Origin of the sequence: Actinokineospora cianjurensis (genome assembly GCF_003663795.1) — a bacterium.
In the GTDB taxonomy this organism is placed as follows: Bacteria; Actinomycetota; Actinomycetes; order Mycobacteriales; family Pseudonocardiaceae; genus Actinokineospora; species Actinokineospora terrae.
Window position 1 is genome coordinate 637743 of record NZ_RCDD01000003.1, and the last position, 22124, is coordinate 659866.

At 70.7% G+C, this 22124-nt stretch carries 28 protein-coding genes; 3 read left to right on the forward strand and 25 right to left on the reverse strand.

Going from position 1 to position 22124, the window contains the following annotated elements:
• Positions 1-265: 265 nt before the first annotated feature.
• Positions 266-418 carry a Tn3 family transposase gene (locus CLV68_RS35395; protein ID WP_246010048.1) on the reverse strand — a complete coding sequence of 51 codons (153 nt, stop codon included), beginning with the start codon at positions 416-418 and terminating at the stop codon, positions 266-268.
• Positions 419-1162: 744 nt separating this feature from the next.
• Between CLV68_RS35395 and CLV68_RS22445 the strand changes: the two genes are divergently transcribed.
• Complete coding sequence (locus CLV68_RS22445; protein ID WP_147460127.1) at positions 1163-1684, forward strand: hypothetical protein; 522 nt, start codon at positions 1163-1165, stop codon at positions 1682-1684.
• Here the strand turns inward: CLV68_RS22445 and CLV68_RS22450 are convergent.
• The 3 genes from CLV68_RS22450 to CLV68_RS22460 form a co-directional block, all read right to left on the reverse strand.
• Positions 1681-1869 (reverse strand): hypothetical protein, encoded by a 189-nt coding sequence (locus tag CLV68_RS22450; RefSeq protein ID WP_147460128.1) that lies wholly within the window; start codon positions 1867-1869, stop codon positions 1681-1683. The two genes, CLV68_RS22445 and CLV68_RS22450, sit on opposite strands and share 4 nt — an antisense overlap.
• Positions 1870-2417: 548 nt before the next feature.
• The gene (locus CLV68_RS22455; protein WP_121392854.1) at positions 2418-2663 is read right to left on the reverse strand and encodes a hypothetical protein; all 246 of its coding nucleotides are present in this window, start codon (positions 2661-2663) and stop codon (positions 2418-2420) included.
• A 94-nt stretch (positions 2664-2757) separates the two neighbouring features.
• Positions 2758-3174, reverse strand: coding sequence for a single-stranded DNA-binding protein (locus tag CLV68_RS22460; protein WP_170224530.1), 417 nt, complete (start codon positions 3172-3174; stop codon positions 2758-2760).
• A 742-nt stretch (positions 3175-3916) separates the two neighbouring features.
• Here CLV68_RS22460 and CLV68_RS22465 point away from each other — a divergent pair.
• Positions 3917-4222 (forward strand): hypothetical protein, encoded by a 306-nt coding sequence (locus CLV68_RS22465; protein WP_147460129.1) that lies wholly within the window; start codon positions 3917-3919, stop codon positions 4220-4222.
• A 62-nt stretch (positions 4223-4284) separates the two neighbouring features.
• Here the strand turns inward: CLV68_RS22465 and CLV68_RS22470 are convergent, their stop codons facing one another.
• The 19 genes from CLV68_RS22470 to CLV68_RS22560 all read right to left on the reverse strand — a co-directional run bounded on the left by CLV68_RS22470 (position 4285) and on the right by CLV68_RS22560 (position 19754).
• The gene (locus CLV68_RS22470; protein WP_121392857.1) at positions 4285-4632 is read right to left on the reverse strand and encodes a hypothetical protein; all 348 of its coding nucleotides are present in this window, start codon (positions 4630-4632) and stop codon (positions 4285-4287) included.
• A gap of 714 nt (positions 4633-5346) precedes the next feature.
• A complete protein-coding gene (locus CLV68_RS22475; RefSeq protein ID WP_121392858.1) occupies positions 5347-5964 on the reverse strand; it encodes a hypothetical protein in 618 nt (205 codons plus the stop codon).
• Between the two features lie 113 nt (positions 5965-6077).
• Positions 6078-6290: a hypothetical protein gene (locus CLV68_RS22480; protein ID WP_147460130.1), complete on the reverse strand. Its 213-nt coding sequence runs from the start codon at positions 6288-6290 to the stop codon at positions 6078-6080.
• Positions 6291-6471: 181 nt separating this feature from the next.
• A complete protein-coding gene (locus CLV68_RS22485) occupies positions 6472-7191 on the reverse strand; it encodes a hypothetical protein (RefSeq protein WP_121392860.1) in 720 nt (239 codons plus the stop codon).
• Between the two features lie 80 nt (positions 7192-7271).
• Complete coding sequence (locus CLV68_RS22490; protein ID WP_121392861.1) at positions 7272-7502, reverse strand: hypothetical protein; 231 nt, start codon at positions 7500-7502, stop codon at positions 7272-7274.
• Between the two features lie 70 nt (positions 7503-7572).
• Complete coding sequence (locus tag CLV68_RS35755; protein WP_281274687.1) at positions 7573-7707, reverse strand: hypothetical protein; 135 nt, start codon at positions 7705-7707, stop codon at positions 7573-7575.
• 533 nt (positions 7708-8240) lie between these two features.
• Positions 8241-9191 carry a bifunctional DNA primase/polymerase gene (locus tag CLV68_RS22495; RefSeq protein ID WP_121392862.1) on the reverse strand — a complete coding sequence of 317 codons (951 nt, stop codon included), beginning with the start codon at positions 9189-9191 and terminating at the stop codon, positions 8241-8243.
• Between the two features lie 43 nt (positions 9192-9234).
• Positions 9235-9864: a hypothetical protein gene (locus tag CLV68_RS22500; protein ID WP_121392863.1), complete on the reverse strand. Its 630-nt coding sequence runs from the start codon at positions 9862-9864 to the stop codon at positions 9235-9237.
• A gap of 726 nt (positions 9865-10590) precedes the next feature.
• Complete coding sequence (locus CLV68_RS22505) at positions 10591-10863, reverse strand: hypothetical protein (RefSeq protein ID WP_121392864.1); 273 nt, start codon at positions 10861-10863, stop codon at positions 10591-10593.
• Between the two features lie 302 nt (positions 10864-11165).
• The gene (locus tag CLV68_RS22510) at positions 11166-11582 is read right to left on the reverse strand and encodes a DUF7715 family protein (RefSeq protein ID WP_121392865.1); all 417 of its coding nucleotides are present in this window, start codon (positions 11580-11582) and stop codon (positions 11166-11168) included.
• A gap of 204 nt (positions 11583-11786) precedes the next feature.
• Complete coding sequence (locus CLV68_RS22515) at positions 11787-12287, reverse strand: hypothetical protein (protein WP_121392866.1); 501 nt, start codon at positions 12285-12287, stop codon at positions 11787-11789.
• Positions 12288-13258: 971 nt separating this feature from the next.
• Complete coding sequence (locus CLV68_RS22525; RefSeq protein WP_121392867.1) at positions 13259-13849, reverse strand: hypothetical protein; 591 nt, start codon at positions 13847-13849, stop codon at positions 13259-13261.
• Between the two features lie 125 nt (positions 13850-13974).
• Positions 13975-14241, reverse strand: coding sequence for a hypothetical protein (locus CLV68_RS22530; RefSeq protein WP_121392868.1), 267 nt, complete (start codon positions 14239-14241; stop codon positions 13975-13977).
• A gap of 393 nt (positions 14242-14634) precedes the next feature.
• Positions 14635-16368, reverse strand: a complete 1734-nt coding sequence (locus CLV68_RS22535; RefSeq protein ID WP_121392869.1) for a ParB N-terminal domain-containing protein — start codon at positions 16366-16368, stop codon at positions 14635-14637.
• A gap of 437 nt (positions 16369-16805) precedes the next feature.
• Entirely contained in the window at positions 16806-17219 is a 414-nt protein-coding gene (locus CLV68_RS22540; protein WP_121392870.1) for a hypothetical protein, read from the reverse strand.
• A 482-nt stretch (positions 17220-17701) separates the two neighbouring features.
• A complete protein-coding gene (locus tag CLV68_RS22545; protein WP_121392871.1) occupies positions 17702-17896 on the reverse strand; it encodes a hypothetical protein in 195 nt (64 codons plus the stop codon).
• Positions 17897-18017: 121 nt separating this feature from the next.
• On the reverse strand, positions 18018-18275 hold the full coding sequence (locus CLV68_RS22550; RefSeq protein ID WP_121392872.1) for a hypothetical protein: 258 nt from the start codon (positions 18273-18275) through the stop codon (positions 18018-18020).
• Between the two features lie 82 nt (positions 18276-18357).
• On the reverse strand, positions 18358-18855 hold the full coding sequence (locus tag CLV68_RS22555) for a single-stranded DNA-binding protein (protein WP_121392945.1): 498 nt from the start codon (positions 18853-18855) through the stop codon (positions 18358-18360).
• Positions 18856-19265: 410 nt separating this feature from the next.
• Positions 19266-19754 carry an AcrVA2 family anti-CRISPR protein gene (locus CLV68_RS22560; RefSeq protein ID WP_121392873.1) on the reverse strand — a complete coding sequence of 163 codons (489 nt, stop codon included), beginning with the start codon at positions 19752-19754 and terminating at the stop codon, positions 19266-19268.
• Positions 19755-20126: 372 nt separating this feature from the next.
• Between CLV68_RS22560 and CLV68_RS22565 the strand changes: the two genes are divergently transcribed.
• Positions 20127-20315: a hypothetical protein gene (locus CLV68_RS22565; protein WP_121392874.1), complete on the forward strand. Its 189-nt coding sequence runs from the start codon at positions 20127-20129 to the stop codon at positions 20313-20315.
• A 229-nt stretch (positions 20316-20544) separates the two neighbouring features.
• Here CLV68_RS22565 and CLV68_RS34170 read toward each other — a convergent pair whose 3' ends face one another.
• Both CLV68_RS34170 and CLV68_RS22575 read right to left on the reverse strand, forming a co-directional pair.
• Positions 20545-21474 (reverse strand): NADAR family protein, encoded by a 930-nt coding sequence (locus tag CLV68_RS34170; protein ID WP_170224531.1) that lies wholly within the window; start codon positions 21472-21474, stop codon positions 20545-20547.
• 261 nt (positions 21475-21735) lie between these two features.
• Complete coding sequence (locus CLV68_RS22575; protein ID WP_147460131.1) at positions 21736-22116, reverse strand: hypothetical protein; 381 nt, start codon at positions 22114-22116, stop codon at positions 21736-21738.
• Between the last annotated feature and the right edge of the window lie 8 nt (positions 22117-22124).

Sequence of the window (22124 nt, forward strand, 5' to 3'; positions counted from 1 at the left end):
CGCCGTCAAGGCCATGATGCCAGTTCTCGGCTTGAGGGGTGGACCGGTTCAGTACGAGAGCGTTGAGCGGTGAATGAACACAGTGCTCGCTGCGGCCGCGGAGGACTTCCAGTATCAGTCGATGTCGCCAGCTCCGGTCACAAGGGGTCGCTCGCCGGGGCTACGCGGCCGGGCCACCGGGGAACAGCGCGCGGGGTTCCAGATCCAACCGGGTGGTGGGCACCGCGCCGGGCGGGTCGAGGTCGAGCACCAGGTCGCCGAGCCGTCAGATGGTGTGGGTGATGTACGGGGTGATGGCGGCCAGGTCGTCGTGGTCGACCGGATGCCCCTCGGCCGCCAGTGCGTTCGCAGCGTCGGTGATATCCAGGGCCGTGGAGTAGATGGCGCAGTTGGCCATCAGCTCGTTGAACTTCACCACCAGTCAAGCCAGACCTGGATTGAGACCACGACGATGCCGTACCCCCCAACACGCCCACCAACCCCCGATTCCGCCAACTAGGTCCGGACACCGGACTGGCGACGTGTTCGGACCCAGTTGGCGGACTGCAGGTCAACGACCTAGTCCTCCGCCACCTTCGAGCGGAACGGACAGAAGCGGGCATAGCGCTGTCGGCCGTCAGGCCGTCCGTTGTCCTCTGGCCTCGCCAGCGGCGAGGTGGTGGTCGCATCGCGATCACCACCTCGCTCGCGCCGCGAGCGTGGTCTCGGCGCATCACGCCGCGACCGACAGGCAGGCGGCCGTCAGGCCGTCCGCTGGCACAAGGGGCTGTGAGCCGAGGGCCGTTGGTTTGCAGCCGTCAGGTGCTGACGGGCGGTGGCACGGCGCGGTTGGTGTGCTGTCGGCCGTGCGGCGAGATGGGTGTGCGTTGCCGTCAGGTGTCTCGATGAGCGGAAGCCGTCAAGTCGTGTAGGCGCGTTCGGTAGCGCGCGGGGTGGGGTGGTCGCGGGTTGTGTCCGTCGTTGTGGGCTGGGAGTTGGGAGATGCGTCGGCGGGAGCGACGCAGCCGGACCGGGCTGGGACGTCGTCGATGAAGGCGTGCGGTTTTCGCCGGAGGCGGCTGTGCAGAGGTGGTGGGCTGCGGTTATCGGGTGCTGGAGGATGGCTGGTCGGGTTAGCGTGGTTGACGTAAGGGGAAAGCTTCGATCTTCGGGGGAGGTCGACGTGCCATCAGCACGTGAGATCCGGACAAAGCTGCGCAGGAGGGAAGCCGACGAGCGGCGCAAGCGTGAGGACGCGGTGGTCACCGCGGCCGAGGCTGCGGCGACGGCGGTCAAGACACGGGCGGACAACGACGCCGCGTTGCGCGAGGCGTTCGAGGCCGCGCTTAAGTCGGGTGAGGACACGGCTCGCGTGGCGACGCTGCGGGAGACGTTCGAGGCTGCGCTGGCTGACAACCCACAGGTGGTCGAGGCGGAACGGGCTGCGGGCCGCGCGGTCATCGCGGCGACTGCATTCAAGGTCACGCAGGTCGAGTTGGTTGAGTTGACGGAGCAGCGCGTGGAGGACCTGCGGCGCTGGGCGCAGATGGCGAAGCTGGCCGAGCCGGTCGGCGCATCACTATCGGGCGGTGAGGATTCCGGGCGGAAGTCGCCGGCGCGGCCGGTGGCATCTGGGTTCGCCGTGGTGTCCCACCCGGTGCGGGACGACGACTCGGTCGTCGGCGACGTCTCGGCCGCAGGCTAGACCGAGATGAGTGCGGTCGGGCCGGGGTCGATGTGCGTGAGGACTTCTTTCACGCGGGCTTCGTCCCAGCGGTTCTTGACGGTGTTGCGTGGTTGTTTGGACCGTTCGGCGGGTTCGCGCCGGTTGGGTCCGGACCACTTGCGGCGCCAGCAGTCGCTGTCTCCGTCGCGACCTGTGTGGGCCATGCGGCGGAGGTTGTCGGTCTGGGTGCTCGGCCGGATGTGGCCGAGCACGGGGTGGCGTAGCAGCACGGTGGGTTGTCGCAGTCGATGTGCTCGATGACCTGGTCGTAGGCGACTGTGATCGCGAGCCGCGAGGCGACCGTGTTGAGGTGCGGTTTGACGGTGTACTCGAATCCGTTGCGGGTGATCGAGAAGCGGCCGTAGCTGTCGTCGGTGACGGTGCCGCGCCGCGGTGAGCGCATCGGGCGGGGCGTTCCGTTGGCGGCGGGCGGATGACGACCTTGTCGCTGGAGCGGATGATCATCTCGGGGTGCGCCAGGGGGTTGACGACGTGTTCGAGCGGGCGCGGCGACTGGCGCTTGCGGCCGGTGGGCTCGGCGTGCTCCGGGGTTGTCATGCGTTGAGGGTAGGTCAGCGCCCTGACTGTTTCAGTGCTTGGCCTGGTCGGCGGGCCGGGAACGCGGTCTTGTGTTCCCGGCCGGTCGAAACCGTCAGATCGGTCGTCCGTCGCTGTCGGCGGGTTCGTCGTCGCTGCCGAGGTGCGGCTGCCATCAGCCTGCGTGGACGTCCTCGCCGTGGTCGCCGTCCTCCGACGGTTCGACGCAGGCGTGGCACAGCAGCCAGCCGTCAGCGGTGCGGAGGAATCCGTTGTCGAGGGCGTGCTGGGTAGCCTCGTGTTCGGTTGTCTCCCGGTCCTGCGGGGCGTCGCTGTTGACCTCGAACGGTGCCGGGATGGCGTCTCCGGCGCCGTCGCCGCACTCGTCGCATTCGATCCAGACGCCGTACTTGATGGCCATGCCTGTGCTTCTCCTGTCCGTTGCGGCAGCCGCATGTTCGGTCGGTGGAGGCGCCGGCACCGGGAACGGTCGACCGGTGCCGGCGCGGCGCGGCTCAGGCTGCGGCGGCGGCCAACTGCTCGCGGTTGTGCTCCTTGCCCTGCTCGTCGCGGGTCTTGCTGGTCTTGGTGACCACTGCGGTGGCGAACCGCAGGCTGACCGCGATGTCGAGGGCTTCGAGCTTGTCGCGCTTCACCGGGTAGTCGGACCCGGCCGGGGTGAAGGAGTCGTCCAGCAGCCTGCCGGTGACGGTGACCGCCATGCCCTTGCTGATGGTGTTCTGGGCGTTGACGGCGAGGTCGCGGTAGGCCACCGCGGTCTGGAATCGGGTGCGCGAGATCCACTTGTTCGTGTTCTTGTCGAAGTAGCCGTTGTCGACGGCCAGGTCGAAGCTGAAGATGGTCTCGCCCGAGCGGGTGTTGCGGGTTTCGTGGACCTTGCTGACGTTGCCGGTGAGGGTGATCTCGTTCATGGTCTGGCTCCCTGGTGCTCGGTGTCGGTGGAACGCGGCTTGCCTCAGCGGGTCGTGGAGGGGTCCGAGCGACAGCGAGGAGTGCCGGGGGTTCGGCTCCGTCGACCGGTGTGAGATCGCGCGTGCGCGACCCCGAAGGGGCTTGTCTCGCCCGGTCGGTGCGGGCCGGTTCATCGGCGCCGTAGCCCTTCCGCGGTCTGCTGACCTCGGGGCGGTCCACTGGCTCCGGGCGCGGGATCAGGTGTGAACGAGTGCCGGTCGGCGTGTGCGGCGGCGGGATGCGGGCCGGGCTCTCAGCTTGCGGGCGGGCAGCCTGGTGGGTTCGGCCGGGACCTGGACGTCGCCGGTCCTCTTCCGGGATGGCTGCGGTGTTCGGTGCGGCGCGGAAGCGTCTGCGTGGGCGGGTTCGGTTTTGCGCTCGGCGCCGCCGTTCCGGGCAGCGGGTGGTCGTGCGGTGTTCGCCGTGCGGTCAGCGGGCACGGCACGTAGAGCGGGCGGGAGTGTCAGCGCGGCCGCCGGGGGGTGTCAAGGGGTTGCCGACCGTGCTGGACAGGCGCGGTGGGCAAGGTCGGCGATGGGCTGTTTCACGGTGCCGAGACGAGCAGCCACCGCGGGCTTGGAGCGCGCGGGACGAGGCCGAGGTGGCCGGCGGCGGTGAGCCGTTCGTCCCAGAGTGCGGCCGTGCGTCGGCGGTCCAGGTTGAACAGGTCGACGGCGGGGTGTCGTAGTAGGCGGTGGTGGCGTGCGCGGTGAGGACGAAGGGCGGGTCGGCATTTCAGCTGTTCCGCTCGATGTGGACGCCGGTATGCTCGGCGGAGAGCTCGCGCGGGTCATCGAGATCTGGGTCAGCGTGGACACCGGTGGCTGCGAGCAGGTGCCGGTGGGTCTGGTCGGCGAGGTTCGCGGCCGCGCGGCCGGGTCGTACCAGGGGGGCGGGTCGGTCGGTCGGGTCGGCAGTGGTGAGTTGTCAGGTTTTGTCCCCGCCGCCGAGGTCGTGGCCGTAGGGCAGTGCGCCACTGGTCGTGATGGTCATCGCTGGACTCCTTGACTTGGTCGGGACGTCGGGCGGCGCGGCCGGTGAGCCGCGCCGCCCGGTGAGGTGGCGGGTGGTCAGGCGTGGGTGCTGTCGGCGTCATGTTCGGGCTCGACGCGGGCGGTGGGCGACCAGTGCGTCACGGCGTTGGCTTCCTCTGCGGTGCGGAAGGCCGCGCGGGCGCGGTCGTGGTCGAGCGCTTCCCACAGCTTGTCGGGGATGTGTGCGTGGTCGCGGACAAGGTCGATGACCTGGTTGGCGTACGGCAGTTGCCCGCGCGCGCTGCCCTCCCAGAGCACGAGGTTCGGGTCGGCGCCGGTGTCCTTGTAGACCTGCGCGAAGAAGGTGCCGAGCACCCGGTCGTGGCCGATCATGACAACGTTGGCGGCCTCGGGGTCCTTGGGTGTGAGGAAGTGCTGGGTCATCGGCGCGTGGCCTCCCGTGCGCTGGTGGTCGAGCTGACGGGCCGTGGCCTCAGCACGCCGGGCGGGGGTCCGCGCTTGCGCGGACGCGCAAGCCGGGAGGCTCGTCCGGCTGATGGGTGGACCGCGCGTGCAGTCCATCGGCCGGGCTGGTGGGTGAGGGCGCGGTTCACTCGGGCGGATGTGCCGGAGGTTTGCGCGCTTGCCCTCGACCGGTGTGCTGACTTCGTGCGTCAGCTGACCGCAGGTGCCGGGGGGTCGTTGCTGATGACCACCCCGACCGGGCTGTGAAACCCGGTGCCCGATCTGGGTGGCGGTGACCGGGGTGTTCTCGCCGTGGGGTTCCGGGTACGCGGGGTCGCTGCGCTGCGGCGGTGGGTGGCGGGGAGCGCCCGGTGTTGGAGGGAGGTGCGGTGCGCAGGAGAACCGGGCGGGCTGGGCTCGTGGTGGTGGTCGCGGAGCGCCGAAGGCGTGGAGCGTGCGTGCGCGGCGCCTCCAGGCGCTGAGCACGCCAAGAAGGGAGTAGCCGGGCGGAGGCGCCCCCAGGGCGCCGGAGCCCGGCTTCGACGCAGACCCGGAGGCCGCCCAGGTGGGCGCGGGGAGCACGAGGGGGCGCGAGCCCCCTCGTATCGGTGTGGCCAGCTCGATGTCGGCCACACCGATGCTTCGCGGACCGACCGCCGGCGCGGTGCTCGCGCCCGGCGGTCGGTGCCGTGATCAGCCTTCGATGAGACGGCGGACGGCGTTCAGCACGCGGAGAACCTTGGTGTTGCGCTCGCCGCGCTGGAAAGTGTCGCGGTTGTAGTCCTCGAACCACACGCGGGCGGCGGCGGCGACGGCGTCGGGGGTGAACCGCTGGCCTTGGCGCAGCTTCCACGCGCCGTTGAGGCCGACTCGGATTTGATCGTCGGACAGTCCCTCGCGGATGCTCCACTGAACGGTCATGCGGACGTCGGAGGGCAGCGGCTTGGGCGCGTTGACCTTGGCGGCCTTCTTGGCCTCGACGGCGGCGGTTTCGACCTTGCAGGTTTCGGAGCAGAACGCGGCCCCGGCGAGAGTGGAGATGTTGGCGTCGCAGTTGCCGCAGACGCGCACGCCTTCGTGGGTGCCCGGCTCCTCGGTGCGCTGGGCGGGGATGGGCTCGGCGGTGGCCGGGGTGTCGACCAGGGCGACGGCTCCCCTGTCCGTGCAGTCTTGGCACATGCCTTTCAGCTTCGCGTCATGCTGCTCCACCATCGAGCGCTCCAGCAGGCACGCGGTGCAGAACCGGGTGGGGTTGGCCGCGAACGGGGAGCGACGGGAGCGGACCTTGCGGGTGACGGTGCTGGTGGTCATTGTGTGTTCCCTTTGGATTCGTGGTGTCCGGAGTTTGGCGGCTCCGGCGAGGGTTTTCTCTGCCCCCCTGGCAAGTTCAACATTACCAACGTTACCAACCTTACGGAAGCGGATCAGCCGAATTTCTGGTCACGTTTCATATCGATGCCCGTTAGGGGCGTCGATATTTCCACCGACAAGCGGGGGCCTTGGTGATTCATTCCGTCGGCCTGGCTGAGCGTCCATCGCAGGTTGTCAAGGGGGTCAACATCAGGGCGCTTTTCCCTGGTGTTGACCCCCTTGACAACCTGCGATAGCTCTTTGGCCAGGCTGTCGGAATGAATCACCAAGGCCCCCACGTACCGCAACATTCCCTCCCCGATCCATTCCCGAGTGCCTGCCGGGGGTCCGGGGGCGGCGAGCGCCCCGGAATACCACAACGAAACCGACAGCCGGAGAACTAACGGAAGGAAAGCTTCAGCCGTCCGCAACTAATAGGGCTGCATTCATCCCGTTAATTCTTTGCGGTTAACGGGCGGACCGCTCGCATACTTGCGACCCGCGTCTCTCGCGGTGCGGGACCGGGCCGGCCGGAACGGGTCCGACCGGCCCCGGCAGTGTCAAGCAAGCAGGCGGCGCGCGCAGGCGCAGGTGTCGGTGTCTCCGCCGTGCGGAAGTCGCGACACCGCCTCGACCAGGCCCTCGCCGTGACAGCGCGGGCAACCGCGGCGAGCGAAGAACCTCGACCGGCTGTCGTCGCTGAAGAAGTCCAGGTGCACCCACCGGCTCTCCTCGCCGGGTGCCGGGATGAACGGCCTGCTGGAAGGTGGTCAGCGCCTGAACCGCGACCGGGTCGAGCAAGTCCACGCGCCACTCCCCGTCCTCCTCGGTCCAGCCGAGGTCCTCGGGTTCGCCGAACCCGAGGGCGTAGGCCAGGTGCTGCTCGGCGCGAGCGCGCACCATCTGCCACTCCTCGCCGTGCGGGCTGCGCCATTCCTCCAGCCACGGCGGCGGGCTGAGCGCGGAGGTGGTGGCGTCGGAGCGGACCGCAGTCACTATGGGGCCGATCGGTTTGTCCCACCGCGTGCTCAGGTCCAGCAGCAGGGCCTTGGCGAGAGGAACCGCCGCGCGGGCCTGGCGGGTGATGTCCAGCAGCCGCAGCGGGTAAAGGTCGCGGGCGGACCGGTCACGGGCAGCGTCGGCCTCACTGAGGTAGTTCTCCAGCACGTCCGGGACGAGTTCGAGCATGACGGGCGTCCTCCAGGTAGGTAATGGCATGGGGACCCCGTGCCCGGCCGGGTCGGCCCCGGCCGGGCACGGGCGGCGGGTCAGACACCCAGCAGGAGGGCCACGAGCACGACGAACAGGGTGTTGATCAGCATCAGCAGCCAGATGAAGCCGACGAGGGCGAGGGAGATCAGCGCGGCGCGCTTCCACGACTGGGGACCGCCGAACAGGGCGGGGTTGTGCCGGATCAGGACGGTGAACAGGGCGGCCAGCAGGGCGGAGATAATCAGCAGGGCGAGGACGGCGATCAGGACGAGCAGGGCGAGGGGCACGACGGAACTCCCGTGGTGAGGGGTGGATGTGGGGACGGCCCGCGGAGCGGGCCGGGCGGTGATCGCTCGCTCAGGCGCTGAAGACGGCGACGAAGGCGATCAGGAAGGCCAGGCGCCAGGAGAGCCGGTGGCCACAGAGCCGGATGGCGAGCTTGATCAGGGCGCCCAGGACGAGGACGCCGACGACCTTGGCGAAGAACTCCACGACCGGCTCACCACTGGCCGGTGTCGGCGGCCAGCTCGGTGGCGAGGCGGTCGTTGAGGGCGTCGTGGTCGGTGAACTCGCGCCAGTTGGTGATGCTGGTGAGGGTCTGCGGGTCCATCGGGGCCTCCTGGGGCTGGGGTGTCTGTGGATCGCGGCCCTGGCCTCAGCACGCCGGGTGGGGGTCCGCGCTCGCGCGGACGCACAAGCCCGCAGGCTCGTCCGGTCGATGTGGACCGCGCGAACGTCACCGGCGGCCAACGACGACACCGCAGCGGGCGGTTCATCTCGACCGGATGGGCCGGAGGGTTTGTGCGCTAGCCCCCGCCCGGTGTGCTGACCTCCGGGCGGTCCACGGGCGCTCCAGCCCTCGGGACCCGGTGGGCGCGTGGGCCCGGAGGCGACAGGTATGCGAGGGCGCCAGCCGCGGCGCCCGGACCGGTTGACGTCCGCGCTGGAAGCGAGCTCGATGTGACGGCCGCGACGCGGCCGTCAAGACCGCCGGACGCCCCGGTTTGCCGGGGCAGGGTTGGTGGTCAGCCGGACAGGTCGATCACGCGCGGGTTGTTGCGGCCGCGGGCGATGCCGTTGCCGATGTGGTGCAGCGCTTCGTTCTCGGTCCACCTGTCCACGCCGACGTGGACCCGGGCCGCGAGCAGCAGGGCCTCGACGGCCACGGCCTCGTCGAGTACCTCGGCGCCGACGAGCTCGCCGAGCTTGGCCGCGGCCTTGAAGGTGATGTCCGCGCGGGTGCCCGAGCCGGCGTGGGCGACGCGGTCGGCTTCCTCGTCGAGCGCCTTCTGCACGTAGGCGCCGATGCGCCGCCCTGTCGAGAGGCGGACGGGTTCGCGTTCGGGCAGCGGTGGCGGGGTCAGGGGGGTGATCAGCCACTGCGGAAGCGGCGCTAGCGGGACGTCGCGGGAGATCCGGTAGTACCGGGGCTTGCCGTTGATCCTGCGCACCGATCCTGCGGCGACGATGTAGCCGCCGGAGGCACGCACGTCGAGGTAGGGCCCGAGTCCGCGGCCGGCGGCACCGGCGGTGTTGCGCAGTTCGATGCCCGGTGGAGCCTCGAGGTACCTGTGTTCGCTGTCGCCGGGTGAGGTCACCGTGTAGGTGTCCATGGGATCAGGCTGGCCGGCGCGCTCGGCGAGAATGCGCAGGACGTCGCGGCCGTGTGTGAGGTCGAGGTCGGCCCAGTCCTCCGGCGGTGGCGCGCCGTGAACGGTGTCCAGGTCGAACACGACCAGTCCGGCGGGGCCGCAGGCCACACCGACGTTGTATGGCGCGGCTTCCCACCAGGCGGCGATCTCGGCCTCGTCGCGGGTCGCGCGGTTCTCCCAGTCCTTGACCGCGGGCCTTTTGGAGAACGGGTAGAGCGGGAAGACGGGCCATCCGCGGCGGGCAGCGGCCAGCGCGGCCTCCAGCCGTGGCCGGGTGATCGGTTGGCGTTGGGTGGAACGTCTCCTGATCGGTGTGGTGGTCATGGTCGGAATCCCCCATCGAGAGTCAGCGTAGGCGGGAGCAGGGTCAGCGCGTAGAAGGTTTGCGCTGGTCACGGCTCCGCCGTGGTCGGCGGCGATCGGCGCGGCCGCGGCGGCGGAGCCGGGGCGCCATGCGAAGGCGCCGGTTGCGACCGGTGCAGGTGGGCAGGGGCTGGTGGGCTGGTGGGCTGGTGGCCCCACGGTGGGCATCGGAATCTCCAAGGCGGGCAAGGGAAACGGGCACACGGCACCGGCGGGCGGGTGGTCCGCCCGCCAGTGCCGTGTGGTGATCAGCGCTCGTTCGGGATGAGCGCGCAGGCGACGGCGATCTGCGGAGCAGGTGCTCCTTGACGCCGAGCGGGATGTCGATCCGGTTGTTGCGGCCGTGGTAGCGCAGCCGGTCGGTGGATGCCTCGTCGAGCAGCAGGCTGAACCGCCTCTTGGCGTGGTCGACGGTCTTCACCGTGCCGGTCAGCCCGGCCAGGTACTTCCGCTGGATGTTGGCCAGCATCACCGAGTCGCCGACCTCCAGTCCGTCGGCCAGCACGTCGATGCGCTGCTTGCGGGCCTTGTCCAGCGACTCCAGGTCCGCGGGGGTGGCCTGGCCGTGGACGAACCCGACGAGGTCGACGAAGGACTCGTCAGGATCGGTGACCGCGAAGGCGCTCAGCGGCAATCCGGTGAACGTGTAGCGCTCGGTGGTCGCGGCCCCAGGGTGCGCGGTCTTGCCCTTGCCGCTGGCCAGGGCCTTGATGGACTCCTCGTCCAGCAGCAGGTCGGCGTACTTGCCGTCGTGATCGCCTGCACGGTGCCGGACAGGCCGGTGGCGTACCGGGCGTTGGGATCACGCCCTCGATGACGATGTCGGATCCGACGATGACCAGCGCGGTGCGCAGGTCCCGAAGGATCGAGTGCCGCGCCAAGATGGCGTTGAGCAGGCGGTGCACCTGCGGATGGGTCAGGTTGTCGCGGACGTGGGCCAGGGTGTCGTCGTACTGCACGAGGAACCTCCGTCGGGTTCGGCGATGAGTGGAACGGCCCTGGCCAGGAGCACGCCGGCCGGGGGTTGCCGAGCGGGAACGGCGGGGCGGCGGCTCCGCCGACCGAGTGGGATCGCGTCAGCGACCGAGCGCAGCGAGGCTGGTCCCACCCGTGTCGGTGCGGGCCGGGCCGCCATCGGCGCGTAGCCCCCGGCCGGCGTGCTGGCCTTGGGGCCGTCCACTCGGCCCGAGCCCGTACGGGTGCATTGAGCTGGCCGGTCACACCACGATTCGCTCTTGGCGAACGCGAACGGGGAGCCGAGCACCTGGCTTTCCGCTGGCGAACCTGGAGGGTTCGGCAGCGTGTGGGTCGATCGGCCCAGTGGCCAACGGGGTGATCCGTTGGCCACCGAACCGATCGTTCACACCGCCGCGGGCTGGAGACGGCGCGGCGCGGCGGGAGCCGCAGGACGGCGGCGGCGCAGGTGCAGTACGAACGTGGACAGGTGCGTCGCGCGCAGGGCGTTGCTGTGCGCCAACCCGGCCCACAGGTACACGGCGGTCATGACCAGCGTGGAGTGGCCGTTGAACGCCAGAGCGGTGACCACGTACCCGCCAGCGATGATGTGGTGGTTGACGTCCTCGATCTCCATCGTGCGCACCCGCGTGATCACGGTCGAGAGCTGCTTACGCATCCGGTGGTCCTCCTGTGCCGGTGGTGTTGCGTGGACGGGCGTTGTGCGAGCGGGGCGGCCGTGGAGCGGAAGGGTGGGCCGCAGGCCCGTCGCGTGCGACGCCGAAGGCGCCCTTGGAGCTGTGCGGCCGGGTCTGCTTGCATCGGCTCGTCCTCGTGGCGGCACCGGGACGGAAGACCCGGTGCCGCCACGAGCGCAGGGTTCACTGGCGCGGCTCTCAGACAGCGAAGGCGCGGACGGGCGCCATGTAGGTACTGGTCAGGCAGGTGTGGTCGTCGCCCACGCCGGATTTCGCTGTTCGGTCAACGTGGCGTGCCACCGGTACGGCGAACGATGTGGCGCTGTTGCACCCGCACGCCGCGCTTTTCGACGACGGTGCCGACAGGCCAGTCCTTGAACATGTCGAGGAGTTCATCGGCTTCCTCGACCGCGTCGCCGCGGCGGTGGTTCGTCAGCCCGAAACGATGCTGACTGGCGAGGATGGCATCGACGTACTCGGAGTAGGTCAGGTCGACATCGGCGACGACCGCGGTGGTGGTGGCCTTGCGCGAATCCACTCCCTCGAAACTGCGGTTGCAGCCGCAGCCACCATCCGGGTTGGCCATGTCGCGGTCGCACACGAGCGGGAAGATCACCAGTTCGCCTTCGGTGGCGTGGGCAAAGTCGTTTCGGCGTTGCCCTTGGCCCTGGGCGGTCGCGACAACGGTCCTGATGGGCACAGTCGGCACCTTTCAGCGGGAACGAAACTGGACGTGGTGAGGCGGAACCCGGCCCTCGGCGGCAATCGGGCTGCTCGACGGGGCGGGCCGGCCGCGACGCGGCCGTTCCCGCCGTGGTGGGCGGCATGAACGGCGCGACGGCGGCGTGAGTGATCACCTGGTGGCAGGCTGAGGCGCCCGGTGGGCGCCCGGCTCCGACGCTGGTCAGCGGCGCGGTTGGAACCAGGAGGTCAGCAGCGACCAGAGGCCGCGGCTGGACGCTGGTGCCGAGGAGCGCAGCTCTGGAGGCACGGGCGCCGGACCGGGGTGACGCGCGGGCGCCCGGTGGCAGGAGTCCCGGCCATGGTCCCAGGCGGTGAAGTGGGTGGTGCGGTGGCCGTCGTCCCACTGCACGGTCATCTGCCAGGCCGGGCTGGCGGGGTCGCCGTCGTAGAAGGAGTAGTCGATCGAGACGACGGTGTAGCCGGTTCGCCAGTACCCGCACCAGTACCAGCCACCGGGGCGGCGGGGGCCGATGGCCTGCGCGATGCCTTCCCAGGCGTCACGCGCCCGGTCGGCGTTGCCCCAGGACCGGTACCGCCGGCTGAGCTCCTCGAGGACGTCGACGTCGGGCGTCCACACGCAGTCGCAGTCGTCGGGCTCGCGATACAGCGGAATGACTTCCTCGGGGTCGTACTCCCACCCGTAGATGTCGTGTTCGTACACGGTATGCCAGACGGTTCCGCTGCCCTGACAGCGTTCGCAGCGCGGGTCGGCCCACGTCCACCTCGCATCCGGAACTGCGCTGTAACCGGGTGGTGGGGTGATCGTGAGGTCCATGTGGCTCTCCGTTCCGGGTGGTGTCGCGGGGACGGGGAGCTGTGCGAGCGGGGCCGGGCGCGCAGCGGAAAGGGTGGGCCGCAGGCCCATCGCGTGCGACGCCGAAGGCGCCCTTGGCGCGCAGCGGCCGGTTCTGCTGGCATCGGCCCGTCCTCGCGGCGGCACCGGATTGGAGAACAACCGGGCTGCCGGGCCGCCGCTGGTCAGGCGGTGGTGGGCGTTGTCCAGCGGCGCAACCGCTGCAAGTTCTGGTCCGGCGCGAACGCCAGGTACATGCCGTCTGCGGAGCGGCAGCCGAGTTCGGCGGCGTAGGCCAGGCGGCGTGCAGACCGAGTTTCCAGGCCGTCGAGCCGCCGAGGAACAGCACGTCGAACGCCTCGAAGGGCACGTCCAGGTCCTCGAGCCCGTCCTGCGCGACCAGGGCGGCCCGGTAGCCCAGGTGCCGGATCTCGGGCAGCCACTGCCAGGACCGCTCCAGCGTCGCGCGGGCGTCGCCGCGACCGAGCGCGGGCAGGAACACGTCGGGTGCGGTCGCCCACAGGCACCGGTCCGCGTAGTCGGCGTGACGCTGCAACCACGCGAACCAGCGGTGTTCACCGGGGAACCCGCGGCCGAAGCAGCCGTTGTCGACAGCCCACGTCACGCCGTCCAAGGGCGCGCGGCCTTCGGCGGGCGTGCACATCCGGCCCAGCTCGCCACGGGTCATGGCTGTGCGCACCGCGGGGCTGGAGGCGTTGGCGAGGTAGAGCACGGGCGCAGCTCCTTTCCGGTGTGCGAGGCGTGGCTGTGGCGGCGGCCAAGGCGGAACGCGCGTGTGGCTCGCCCGAGGGCGGTGCTCGGGCGAGCCACACGCGCGTTCAGCGGCGGATGAGACCCCGAAGGGCGCGAGCGCGTCGCAACCCGCGGCGCTTCGTCGTCGCCGCCGCAGCGAGTGTGGTGTTCAGCTCGAACCGCCAGTACTGCAAGGACGCCAGCGCGATCACGAGCTGCGTGCACTCGGGGAGGGTCAGGTCGACGTCGGCTTGGCGGGCGGGGCCGCCGACGCCGTTGACCATGGGCAGGGAGAGGTAGCCCTCGAACCGGTCGGTGTGATGCACCGCCAGTTCGTCGGTCACCTGCCAGGTGACCTCGTCGTCGTTGGCCGTGGTCGGCTCGGCGACTGGAACGGCGACCGAGCCGGTCGCGTCGATCGCCCAGTCCTCGGAGCGAACGTTGGGAACGGCCAGCAGCAACTCGGCAAGGTCGCGGTCGACGTCGCGGTCGAGGCTGTCGGTGGTCGGACGCAGGTAGATGCTGGGGCCGCCGAGCCGCGCCGGGTTCGGCGTGGCGATGACGGTGTCTTCCTCGATCCGCAGCTGAGCCTTGGCAGCCAGCGCGGGTCGTCCGGCCCAGACGGTCCAGACGTCGCCGCGGGCGAAAGGCATCCTGGCGGTAAGGCGGGTGATCACAGGTTCTCCAGTGGGTGTTCGGCGAACGCGCGCACGGCAAAGCCGCGCCGGGGTTCGGCGCGTGCGCGAGGGTGTGGTGACGAACTCGGCCGGTCCCAGGGCTGCGGGACCGGCCGGTGCGGGCGCTAGGCGCCGTAGACGGTGGGGGCTCCGGCGTGGAAGCCGTGTCGGGAGTGGTCCGTGGCCAGCTCGCGGGCGCGGCGCAGCTCGGCGCCGGTGTTCGCGGGCGGAACGCGGGTGATGCCGCAGTGCTCGCAGCTGAAGGAGGCCGTGTGGCGGAAGCGCCAGTAGCTGAGGCGGTCTGCCGCGCAGTTGACCAGGCCCCGCAGCGTCTCGAACGCGCTGGTCAGAAGGTGGGGGTGAGCGGTGGCGATTGCGAGGTGGCGGGCCATGGTCGGCCCCTCTCTGCGGTGGGGGCGTGCTGACGGGCCCTGGCCTCAGCACGCCGGGTGGGGGTCCGCGCTCGCGCGGACGCACAAGCCCGCAGGCTCGTCCGGGCGACGTGGACCGCGCACACCTGACCGCCGGCCGACAACGGCACGCGACGGCGCGGTTCATCTCGACCGGATGGGCCGGAGGGTTTGTGCGCTCGCCCCCGCCCGGTGTGCTGACCTCGTGCGTCAGCTCGGTGCCGCCACAGTGCGGCACCCGGTGGCCCGACGGCTCGGTGACCGCGGCTGGCGATTCCGACCTCCCCGGCTCGACCCCCGCTGCTGACGGTGGCAAGAAAGTGGCAAAAACCCTGGTGAGGCCACCCACATGGGGTGACCCCACCAGCGAGCGTGTCAGGCCGCCAGGTCGTCGGCGTACTCCTCGAACGCCTCCGTCTCGGTGACCTCCGTGCTCTCGACGTCCTCCGGGACCTCGGCGTCACCGCCGTCGACCAGGTCGCCCTGATCCTCGTTCTCCGGCTCGACGTCCTCCTCCGGCTCGTCGTCCAGGTCGACCTCGTCGTCGAAGCCGGCCAGGGCGGCCTTCCCCTCGGGCTTGAGCACCAGCTGCTCGACGTCGGACAGCGAGTAGCCCCAGCTCTCCAACTGGGCGAAGTACGCCTTGGCCTCCGAGGACGGGCTGCGCCAGGTGTGGGTGCCGGTGCTCTTCTCCAGCGCTCCCACCACCAGCGCCACCAGCAGCGTGGTGGACCTGGCCGGGTTCGCGTTCTCGGCCGCGGCCGAGATCACGTGCTTCTCCCGCCGGTGGTAGGCGGAGAACTCCGGCTTCGGCATTCCCAGCATCTCGATGGCCAGCGCGTGGTCGCTCTCCATCGCCTTGCGTACCGGGTGGCTGCCCTCGGCCAGCATCTGCACGGCCCAGCTGATCCCGTCCTTCGGGGCCCGCTTGCGGCCCAGGAAGTCCCGGACCCACTTGCGGCGCACCGTCTCCGCCGACCGCCACGCCTTGTTGTTGGTGACGACCACCTTGCGCTTGGCCTTCTGCTCGGCGGTCATCGGACCGCTGGTCGCGCCGGTGGTCATGCTGTTGTAGCGGCTGACGTGGCCGTGGGCCTTGAAGTCGGTGCAGACGTAGGCGGCGCCGAACCGCTCGGCCACCGGCCGCCACGAGCCGAAGTTCGCGACGAACGCCGCGTGCCCGCGGCAGCCCTTGTGGTCCTCGGCCGTCAGGTCGGTGCCGGAGGGCGACTCGGCCGACGGGCGCAGGTCGTCGAGCTTGCGGACCTTGCCGTCGTGCAGCGAGCTCGGGCGCTCGATGATCGTGACGCCCTGCTCGGTGAGCTGGGCCGTGATCTTCCCGCGGAGCCGGATCTCCTCGCGCCGGTCGCGCAGCTGCTGGGCGACGTGGTCGAACTGCTCGGGCCGCGTGGTCGCCGCGCTGGTCAGCGTCTCGACCGCGGCCTCGTCGTCCTGGAACTCGGCGATGACCGCGGCGTGGGCCAGGTTCTCGACGATGCCCGTCCGAAGCATCTCCACGGCCACCGTGCTCCTGGCGACCTCGACCACGGTCTTGACCCGCTTGGTGCCGATGTGTCGCTTCCTCGCGATCTGACCGGCCGTCAGGCCCAGGTCCAGCAGCTCCTGGGTGGCGTACACCTCGTCGGCGTCGGTGATCGGGGCCCGGTGCTCGTTCTCGCCGAGCTGGTCGATGATCCGGTCGATCTCGGCCTGGACGTCGTCCGTGATCAGTTCCGGCTCGACCAGCACGGGCACCAGCTTGTGCTTCGGTTCGGTGCCCTTGGCCAGAGCCCGTTCCCACACCTCGATGGCGCCGAACGTGCGCCGCTGGCCCTTCCGCACCACGAGGTTCCCAGGTGCGGGTTCGCGCACCGAGATCGGCTCACGCACGCCCCGGTCCGCGATGTCGTCGACGAACCACTTCGGCAGTTCCGGCTTCTTCCGCGTGTTCGCCCCGACCACCAGCGTCCTCGGGTCGACCCAGCGAAGTTCGACTGCGGGACGCTGCTCGGCGTCGGTGGTGGTCTCGACGTTCCCCTGTTCGGACGCGACGTCGCCGGGAGCGATGTCGGTGTCGATGTGCTCGACAGCAATCTCGGTCGTGGCCACTATCATTCTCCCTGTTTGTGGCGAACCGGAGCCTTGGCGGGACTCCGGTGGCAATTCCTCGAATGCACTTCATCGCGGTGCGCGAATTCCGTGCGGTCGGCGTCCCTGTGCGGGACGCACTCGGTTCAGTGCGCACGGCCAGGTCGGGGCGGGGGTTGCGGCCTCGCCCAGCCGGCGTGGACCGGCCGGGATCTTCCCTGTTCGCGGGGTATTCCGGGGCCGTTTCACCCGTGCTGGGCCGGGTACCGCGCCATCGCCCTGGCGGCCGTGCGCGCTAGAGTGCGTCGGCCCGCACAGGACTCCACACGAATTCGCGCAGTGTTGTTCGTCGTGGTGCGCCCGTTTTCCGATGCGCGCCTGTCAATTCGCTGGGCAATATGCTGCGAATACCCCTGATGGGTGCGGGTGACCAACCCGGTCAACCGCACCCATTCGGATCAGAACTCGCGATGATCGTGGATCTTGATCGCCGCGTCGAAGCCGACAAGCCCGTAGAAGCGAGGGTCGTCGCGGTAGGCGAAGTTCCCGCCGTACCTGAGCCCGGTCAGGTCGGGGACGCCGTCGACCAGGTGGGTCGCGGGTACCAGGAACACCCGGTCGAAGCCCTGGTAGATCCACATCGCCGGAGCGTCCGGGTTCGGCATGTCCGATCGGCAGTCGGCCGGGATCGGGTGCAACACCGGACGGCGCCCCACGGCGTCGATCACGCCGTTGACCGTGGCATGCACGTGCCGGTGGCTGAGGCCGTCGGCCAGCGTGGGGATGTCCAGGGCGAGCCGGTAGACGCTCACATACAGGCCGGGCTGGTTCGACCAGTCGACGGCCGCAGGGTCGGAAAGGGTCGCGCTCACGGGATGTTCGGTGTCCTTCCACTGGCGTTCGTGGTGTCACCGGCGTTTGGCGGGCGCCGGTGTGCGGACCAGTCAGGTGACTGGTCGGGCTGATTCCCCCTGGTCGGGGGCGCGACTCGGTCAACCGCGGCCACGGACCGGCCGGGGTGGCGCGCTCGGCCGACCGGGTGGGATCGCGCGCAGCGCGACCCCGCAGGGGCTCGTCTCACCCGGCCGGCTGGGCTGGCGGTGCCTCGGGCGCAGCGGCGGCCGCGGTTAGAGTGCGCCGCCCTGCCGGCCTGGGGGTCGGACGCGATCCAGTGCACGGCTGCGCCGATCAACCCCGGAAACCCCGGGGAATCAGGGTTTACCGGGGTTGCAGCGCGGTCAGCTCGTGTTGGTATCGTCCGGACCCACGCGCGCACGCGCGTGGCGCGCGTGCGCGCAACCGGGTGTCCACCAGGCGCAAGGTGGGTGCGCTGGAGGCACAAGAACATGCCCGGTCAGGGTGCGGCGCCCGGCGTTCCGGGATCGTGGTTCTCGCGGCAGATGCGTTCGATCAGGTCCTGCCGGAACCTGATCGTGTCCCGCCATTCCCGGAAGCGGGCTTCCTGCGCTTCCTGGATTTGCCTGGCCGTGGGCTTGCCGATCTGCACGAAGGTGATGGGCGGCGTGATGCGGTAGTCCAGCCACGCCATCCACTGCTTCCCGCAATCCGGGCACAGCGGCTGCTTCTCGGGACGTGTTTTCGTTGTCGGACAAGGGAGACTCCTTCGTCGGGTACTCCCCCGCTGCTGCGCACGCAGAGAAGACGCGGGTTCAGGCACACCAGCGGGGGAAGTCCGCCGAGGCAGCGACGAGCACGGCGGCGGCGAGCAGGTGCGGCTCCGGGTGGCCGTCGCTGATCGCCTGCAGCGCGGCGCGCATCAGGTCGTCGACGAAGCCGTGAGCGCGCTCGGGGTCGTCGCGGCCGGCGCGCTCCAGCAGGGCACGCAGCTGGGTGGCGGTCATCTCGCCCTCGACGTCGACGAGGTCACAAACGGGGACACGGACGAGGTCGGCAGGGGTGAGGTTCATCGGTGCCTCCGGGCGCGGTCGGAACACACGAACGCCCCGTGGCCGCCGTCGTACGGCGGCCACGGGGCGCAGGTGGTGCAGGTCAGAACGGCGGCTCGTCGCCGAACCCACCGCCGCTGCCCGCCGCGGGCGCGGAACCCCAGGGGTCGTCGGCCGGGGCGCCGCCGCCCGAGGCCGGGGCGCCACCGAAGCCTCCGCCGGAATCGCCGCCGGACCGGCTGACCTTGGTGATCTTGGCGGTGGCCCACTTGAGCGACGGGCCGATCTCGTCGACGTCGAGCTCGATGACGGTGCGCTTCTCGCCTTCCTTGGTGTCGAAGGACCGCTGCTTGAGCCGCCCGCTCACGATCACGCGGGCACCGCGGGTCAGCGACTCCGCGACGTTCTCAGCGGCCTGCCGCCAGATGTTGCACCGCAGGAAGAGGGTCTCGCCGTCCTTCCACTCGCCGGACTCGCGGTCGAGGGTGCGCGGCGTCGAGGCAACGGAGAAGTTGGCGACGGCGGCGCCCGCCGGGGTGAAACGCAGTTCGGGGTCGGAGGTCAGGTTGCCGATCACCGTGATCACGGTTTCGCCTGCCATGAGGTGCTCCTCGGTCGTGGCGCAGCGGATCACCGCTGCTGAGCTGGTGGTTTGTCAGGCCCCGTGGGGCGCACTCGACCGGGGACCGGGCATGGGCAGGGGGTCAACCGCGCCAGAGCACGCAAGGATTTCTGCTCGGTCCGGAGGGGGCGGGGCCCCGCGGATCGAGCGGGAGAAAAGCTCGTGCGGCGGTTGACGCCGGTCCGAGGCCGGTCCAGAGTGCGAAGCCCAGGTGGCCGGTGACGAACACCCGCGAGAGGTGATCCGTCGCGTCCAGCGCCGTGGAGAACGTGGCGACACCGCACCGCGCGGCTGCTCGACTGACCTCCAGCGCCCGTGGGAGCTGACGAAGCCCGCGGGGTCTGCGCCCGCACAACCTGTTCAGCGGCGTCACGCCCCGTTCGGGATGATCAGTCGGCGGGTTCGGGTGGCGCCTCGACCACGGTCACCCTGGGCCTGATCAGCACCGGGGCGTCTTCAGGACCGCGCCAGTGCTCCGGGATCCAGGTGCGTTTGCGCAGCGCACGACCCTTGCCGTACGGCTGATCGCGCCAGAAGCCGCGAACGCGGAACCGGATGTTGACCGTGCGGCCCGACGGCTCGGCGGGCCTGGTGGCTGTGCTGACCCGGCGATGGATGCTGACCACGCGCACCGGCGGCAGAGGACGTCCGGCACGTTCGGCGCGACGACGCTCAGGCCGCGGTGCGCGCTGCTCGGTGATCTCGACGATCGCGGGTTCCTGGATGAGCAGCCAGGCCGCCAGCACCGTCTGGATCCACGGCAGCGTGCGTTCCTTGGCGATGACGCCGCCGACCTCCTCGGACGGGATGTACCGAGGTGTGGTCGGGATGTCGGGTTCCCCGGCCGACCAGCACACCAGCGCCTCGTCGTCCCACACCAGCGGCGGCGAACCGCGTTGACCTCGCGCTGCGCCTCAACCGGGTCCAGGCCAGCCTCGATGCCGGCCTGGACCAGGCGATCGAGGACCGGCGCCGACCAGAAGGTCAGCCACACCGCGCCGGCTGGTGGCGAGCAGTGCGGGGACGGTCCCCAGGAGCAGGCGACGATCGGTGCGATGAGGCCGTCGGTGGCCTCGGAGTGGCCGATCGGCGAGTCGAAGACGAGAAAGCCCTGTTCAGCGGGCAGGTCGGCGGGCTGTACCGACCAGTCGGGCAACCGGGCGCCAGCGGCGAGTGCCTGGGCGGTCGTCTCCTCGTCGACCGCGTAGAGCTCCGCCGAGCCGAGACGGCGGGTTTCCTCCTGGTGCAGGATGACCGCGGCCTCGAGCGGGTTCGCCGCCGCCGGGATGATCGTGCCCTGCCCGGCGTCGAGCGCGTCGATGGTGACCTTGAAGAAGAACGGGTGGCCGAGCCAGGCCCGCAGGCTCGTGTGCAGGGCGGGGATCTCGGCGGGCCGCGGTGGGGTCCACGGCACCGTCGTGCTGTCGGGTTCGGTGTGATCGGTGGCGTTGGGCATGGATCGGCCCTTCGGAGAGCGCTGTGTGGACAAGCGCGGACCGAGCGGGCCGGGCAGTGCGCAGGCAGGGGTGACCGCGTGCGGTCATCGCGCAGCGACGCGAAGCGCCCTTGCCGGTGCTGCCCGGCGTGCTGGGCTGCTGCGTCCACGTGCGCGGCGAGGGTTGGACGGCGCACTCCGGCGGCGGCCAGTTGGCCGCCGCCGGCCGTGCGTCAGCTCGCGGGCGCCGCGCCGCAGCGGGCCGGGGCGCGCAGCGAGGTCCGGCGGTTGCGGACGTCGACGTGGATGACCGGGGTCGTCGCGGACACCCGCTGGAGGGCCTGCCTGGTGCCGCCGGAGCGGTGCAGCGGGTCGAGCACGGCGACCACCGCGTCGCAGTCGCGGAGCATCCAGTCCGACCTGGCGTGCTGGACCTGCACGCTGAACCGGTCGCCGAGGGTGTCCACGCGGTGGGCGATGCCGCGGGCCGCGGTGAGCCGGTCGCCCCAGTCGTGCGGCCAGCGGGAGTCGTGGCCGGTGTAGGGCTGGTAGAGCCAGACCAGGATCTCGTGGTCGTGCGCGGCCTCGGCCCAGATCAGGTCCGCGCCGGCGGCGGCGCCGCTGATCGCGACCTGGGTGCCGTGGTCGGCGGCCAGCTTCGCCGCGACCCGGCGCAGCTCGTCGGCGAGCCACGGTTCGCTGCCCGGCGGCAGGCCCTGCGGGCGGTGGCCGGTGGCCGCGACCCGCACCCAGCGGTTGGCGGGCCTCGGCGCGAGCCGGGCGCGGTGGCCCATCAGGTACCGGCCGAGCAGGTTCTGCCCGGGAACGGCCTGGTGGCGGGAGCAGGAGCAGCAGCCCCAGGTCTGGTCGTGCCAGGTGTTGCGCTCGACCAGCAAGTCGTCACCGGTGGCGAGCAGCTGCGCGGCCAGGTCCGGATCGGTGAACTTGTTCTCGATCACCTGCTGCATGACGACGTGCCGGTGGTGCTCGTCCCAGCCGGCGCGCAGCGGGACCCGGCGGCCGCGGTGCTTGGCCTCTCCCGGCGTCGACGCGGCCGCGATCCAGGCGCGCAGCTGCGGGTCCTCGGTCTTCCCGGCGTGGAACGCGGCCTCACCGGTCGGGTAGCGCTGGCCCTGCCAGGTGACCGGGTGCGGGCTGAACATGCTCAGGAACCGGGTGTCGCCGGTGAACCCGTTGACGAGCCGCGGACGGCGGTGGACTGGACGGCGTTCATCGTGAACTCCGAATCGGCTGGGTGGTGTGCGTGACGGGCGCACGCCCAGCGGGGCGCCGAAGGCGGTGCAAGGGTGTGCGCGGCAGCGGCGCGGTAGCGCCCTTGCACCACCTTCGGCGGTCTGCTCAGCTGCAGCACGTCCCACGCCCACCCCGCCGACGAAGGAGTTCGACGGCGTCGGTCAGCGCCGCTATCGTGAGTCGGGCACGCCAATCTTCTGCCAGGGCACGGACACGGCGTTCACGGCGCTGATCAGTCGGTCGATGAGGGGATGTTCGCCGAGGCCGGGCGGCTGGTTGGTCCTGTGGAGCAGTGGTCGGAGGTCGACGAGTGGCGCCTCCACGTGCTCACCGTCGCTGGAGCGGGCGGTCTCGTCCAACCGGCGCAGAGGTGGATCCAACTCCGCAGGCAGGTGAAGTTCGCTCACGAGTTGGACGAAGGTGGCGAGATCGGCGGTAAGCACGGCAACGGTCCATCGGTGATCGCGCGCAAGGCTCCGGGCCTCTGCACGGTCGCCGGCCCACTGGCTCCACCCGCAGATGCATTCGGCTTTGGCGTTGTGGATCGGCACGTAGCGAC

Excerpts from the sequence above, each read along its gene's own strand:
- CLV68_RS22555 (WP_121392945.1), bottom strand. The coding sequence starts at position 18,855 with ATGGCAGGCGAAACCGTGATCACGGTGATCGGCAACCTGACCTCCGAC.
- CLV68_RS22485 (WP_121392860.1), bottom strand. The coding sequence starts at position 7,191 with ATGCTCGAACTCGTCCCGGACGTGCTGGAGAACTACCTCAGTGAGGCC.
- CLV68_RS22505 (WP_121392864.1), bottom strand. The coding sequence starts at position 10,863 with ATGCGTAAGCAGCTCTCGACCGTGATCACGCGGGTGCGCACGATGGAG.
- CLV68_RS22530 (WP_121392868.1), bottom strand. The coding sequence starts at position 14,241 with ATGGCCCGCCACCTCGCAATCGCCACCGCTCACCCCCACCTTCTGACC.
- CLV68_RS34170 (WP_170224531.1), bottom strand. The coding sequence starts at position 21,474 with ATGTTCAGCCCGCACCCGGTCACCTGGCAGGGCCAGCGCTACCCGACC.
- CLV68_RS22450 (WP_147460128.1), bottom strand. The coding sequence starts at position 1,869 with ATGGCCCACACAGGTCGCGACGGAGACAGCGACTGCTGGCGCCGCAAG.
- CLV68_RS22455 (WP_121392854.1), bottom strand. The coding sequence starts at position 2,663 with ATGGCCATCAAGTACGGCGTCTGGATCGAATGCGACGAGTGCGGCGAC.
- CLV68_RS22460 (WP_170224530.1), bottom strand. The coding sequence starts at position 3,174 with ATGAACGAGATCACCCTCACCGGCAACGTCAGCAAGGTCCACGAAACC.
- CLV68_RS22495 (WP_121392862.1), bottom strand. The coding sequence starts at position 9,191 with ATGACCACCACACCGATCAGGAGACGTTCCACCCAACGCCAACCGATC.
- CLV68_RS22545 (WP_121392871.1), bottom strand. The coding sequence starts at position 17,896 with ATGGCGTGGCTGGACTACCGCATCACGCCGCCCATCACCTTCGTGCAG.
- CLV68_RS22470 (WP_121392857.1), bottom strand. The coding sequence starts at position 4,632 with ATGACCCAGCACTTCCTCACACCCAAGGACCCCGAGGCCGCCAACGTT.
- CLV68_RS22550 (WP_121392872.1), bottom strand. The coding sequence starts at position 18,275 with ATGAACCTCACCCCTGCCGACCTCGTCCGTGTCCCCGTTTGTGACCTC.
- CLV68_RS22565 (WP_121392874.1), top strand. The coding sequence starts at position 20,127 with ATGACCGCGGCCTCGAGCGGGTTCGCCGCCGCCGGGATGATCGTGCCC.
- CLV68_RS22475 (WP_121392858.1), bottom strand. The coding sequence starts at position 5,964 with ATGACCACCAGCACCGTCACCCGCAAGGTCCGCTCCCGTCGCTCCCCG.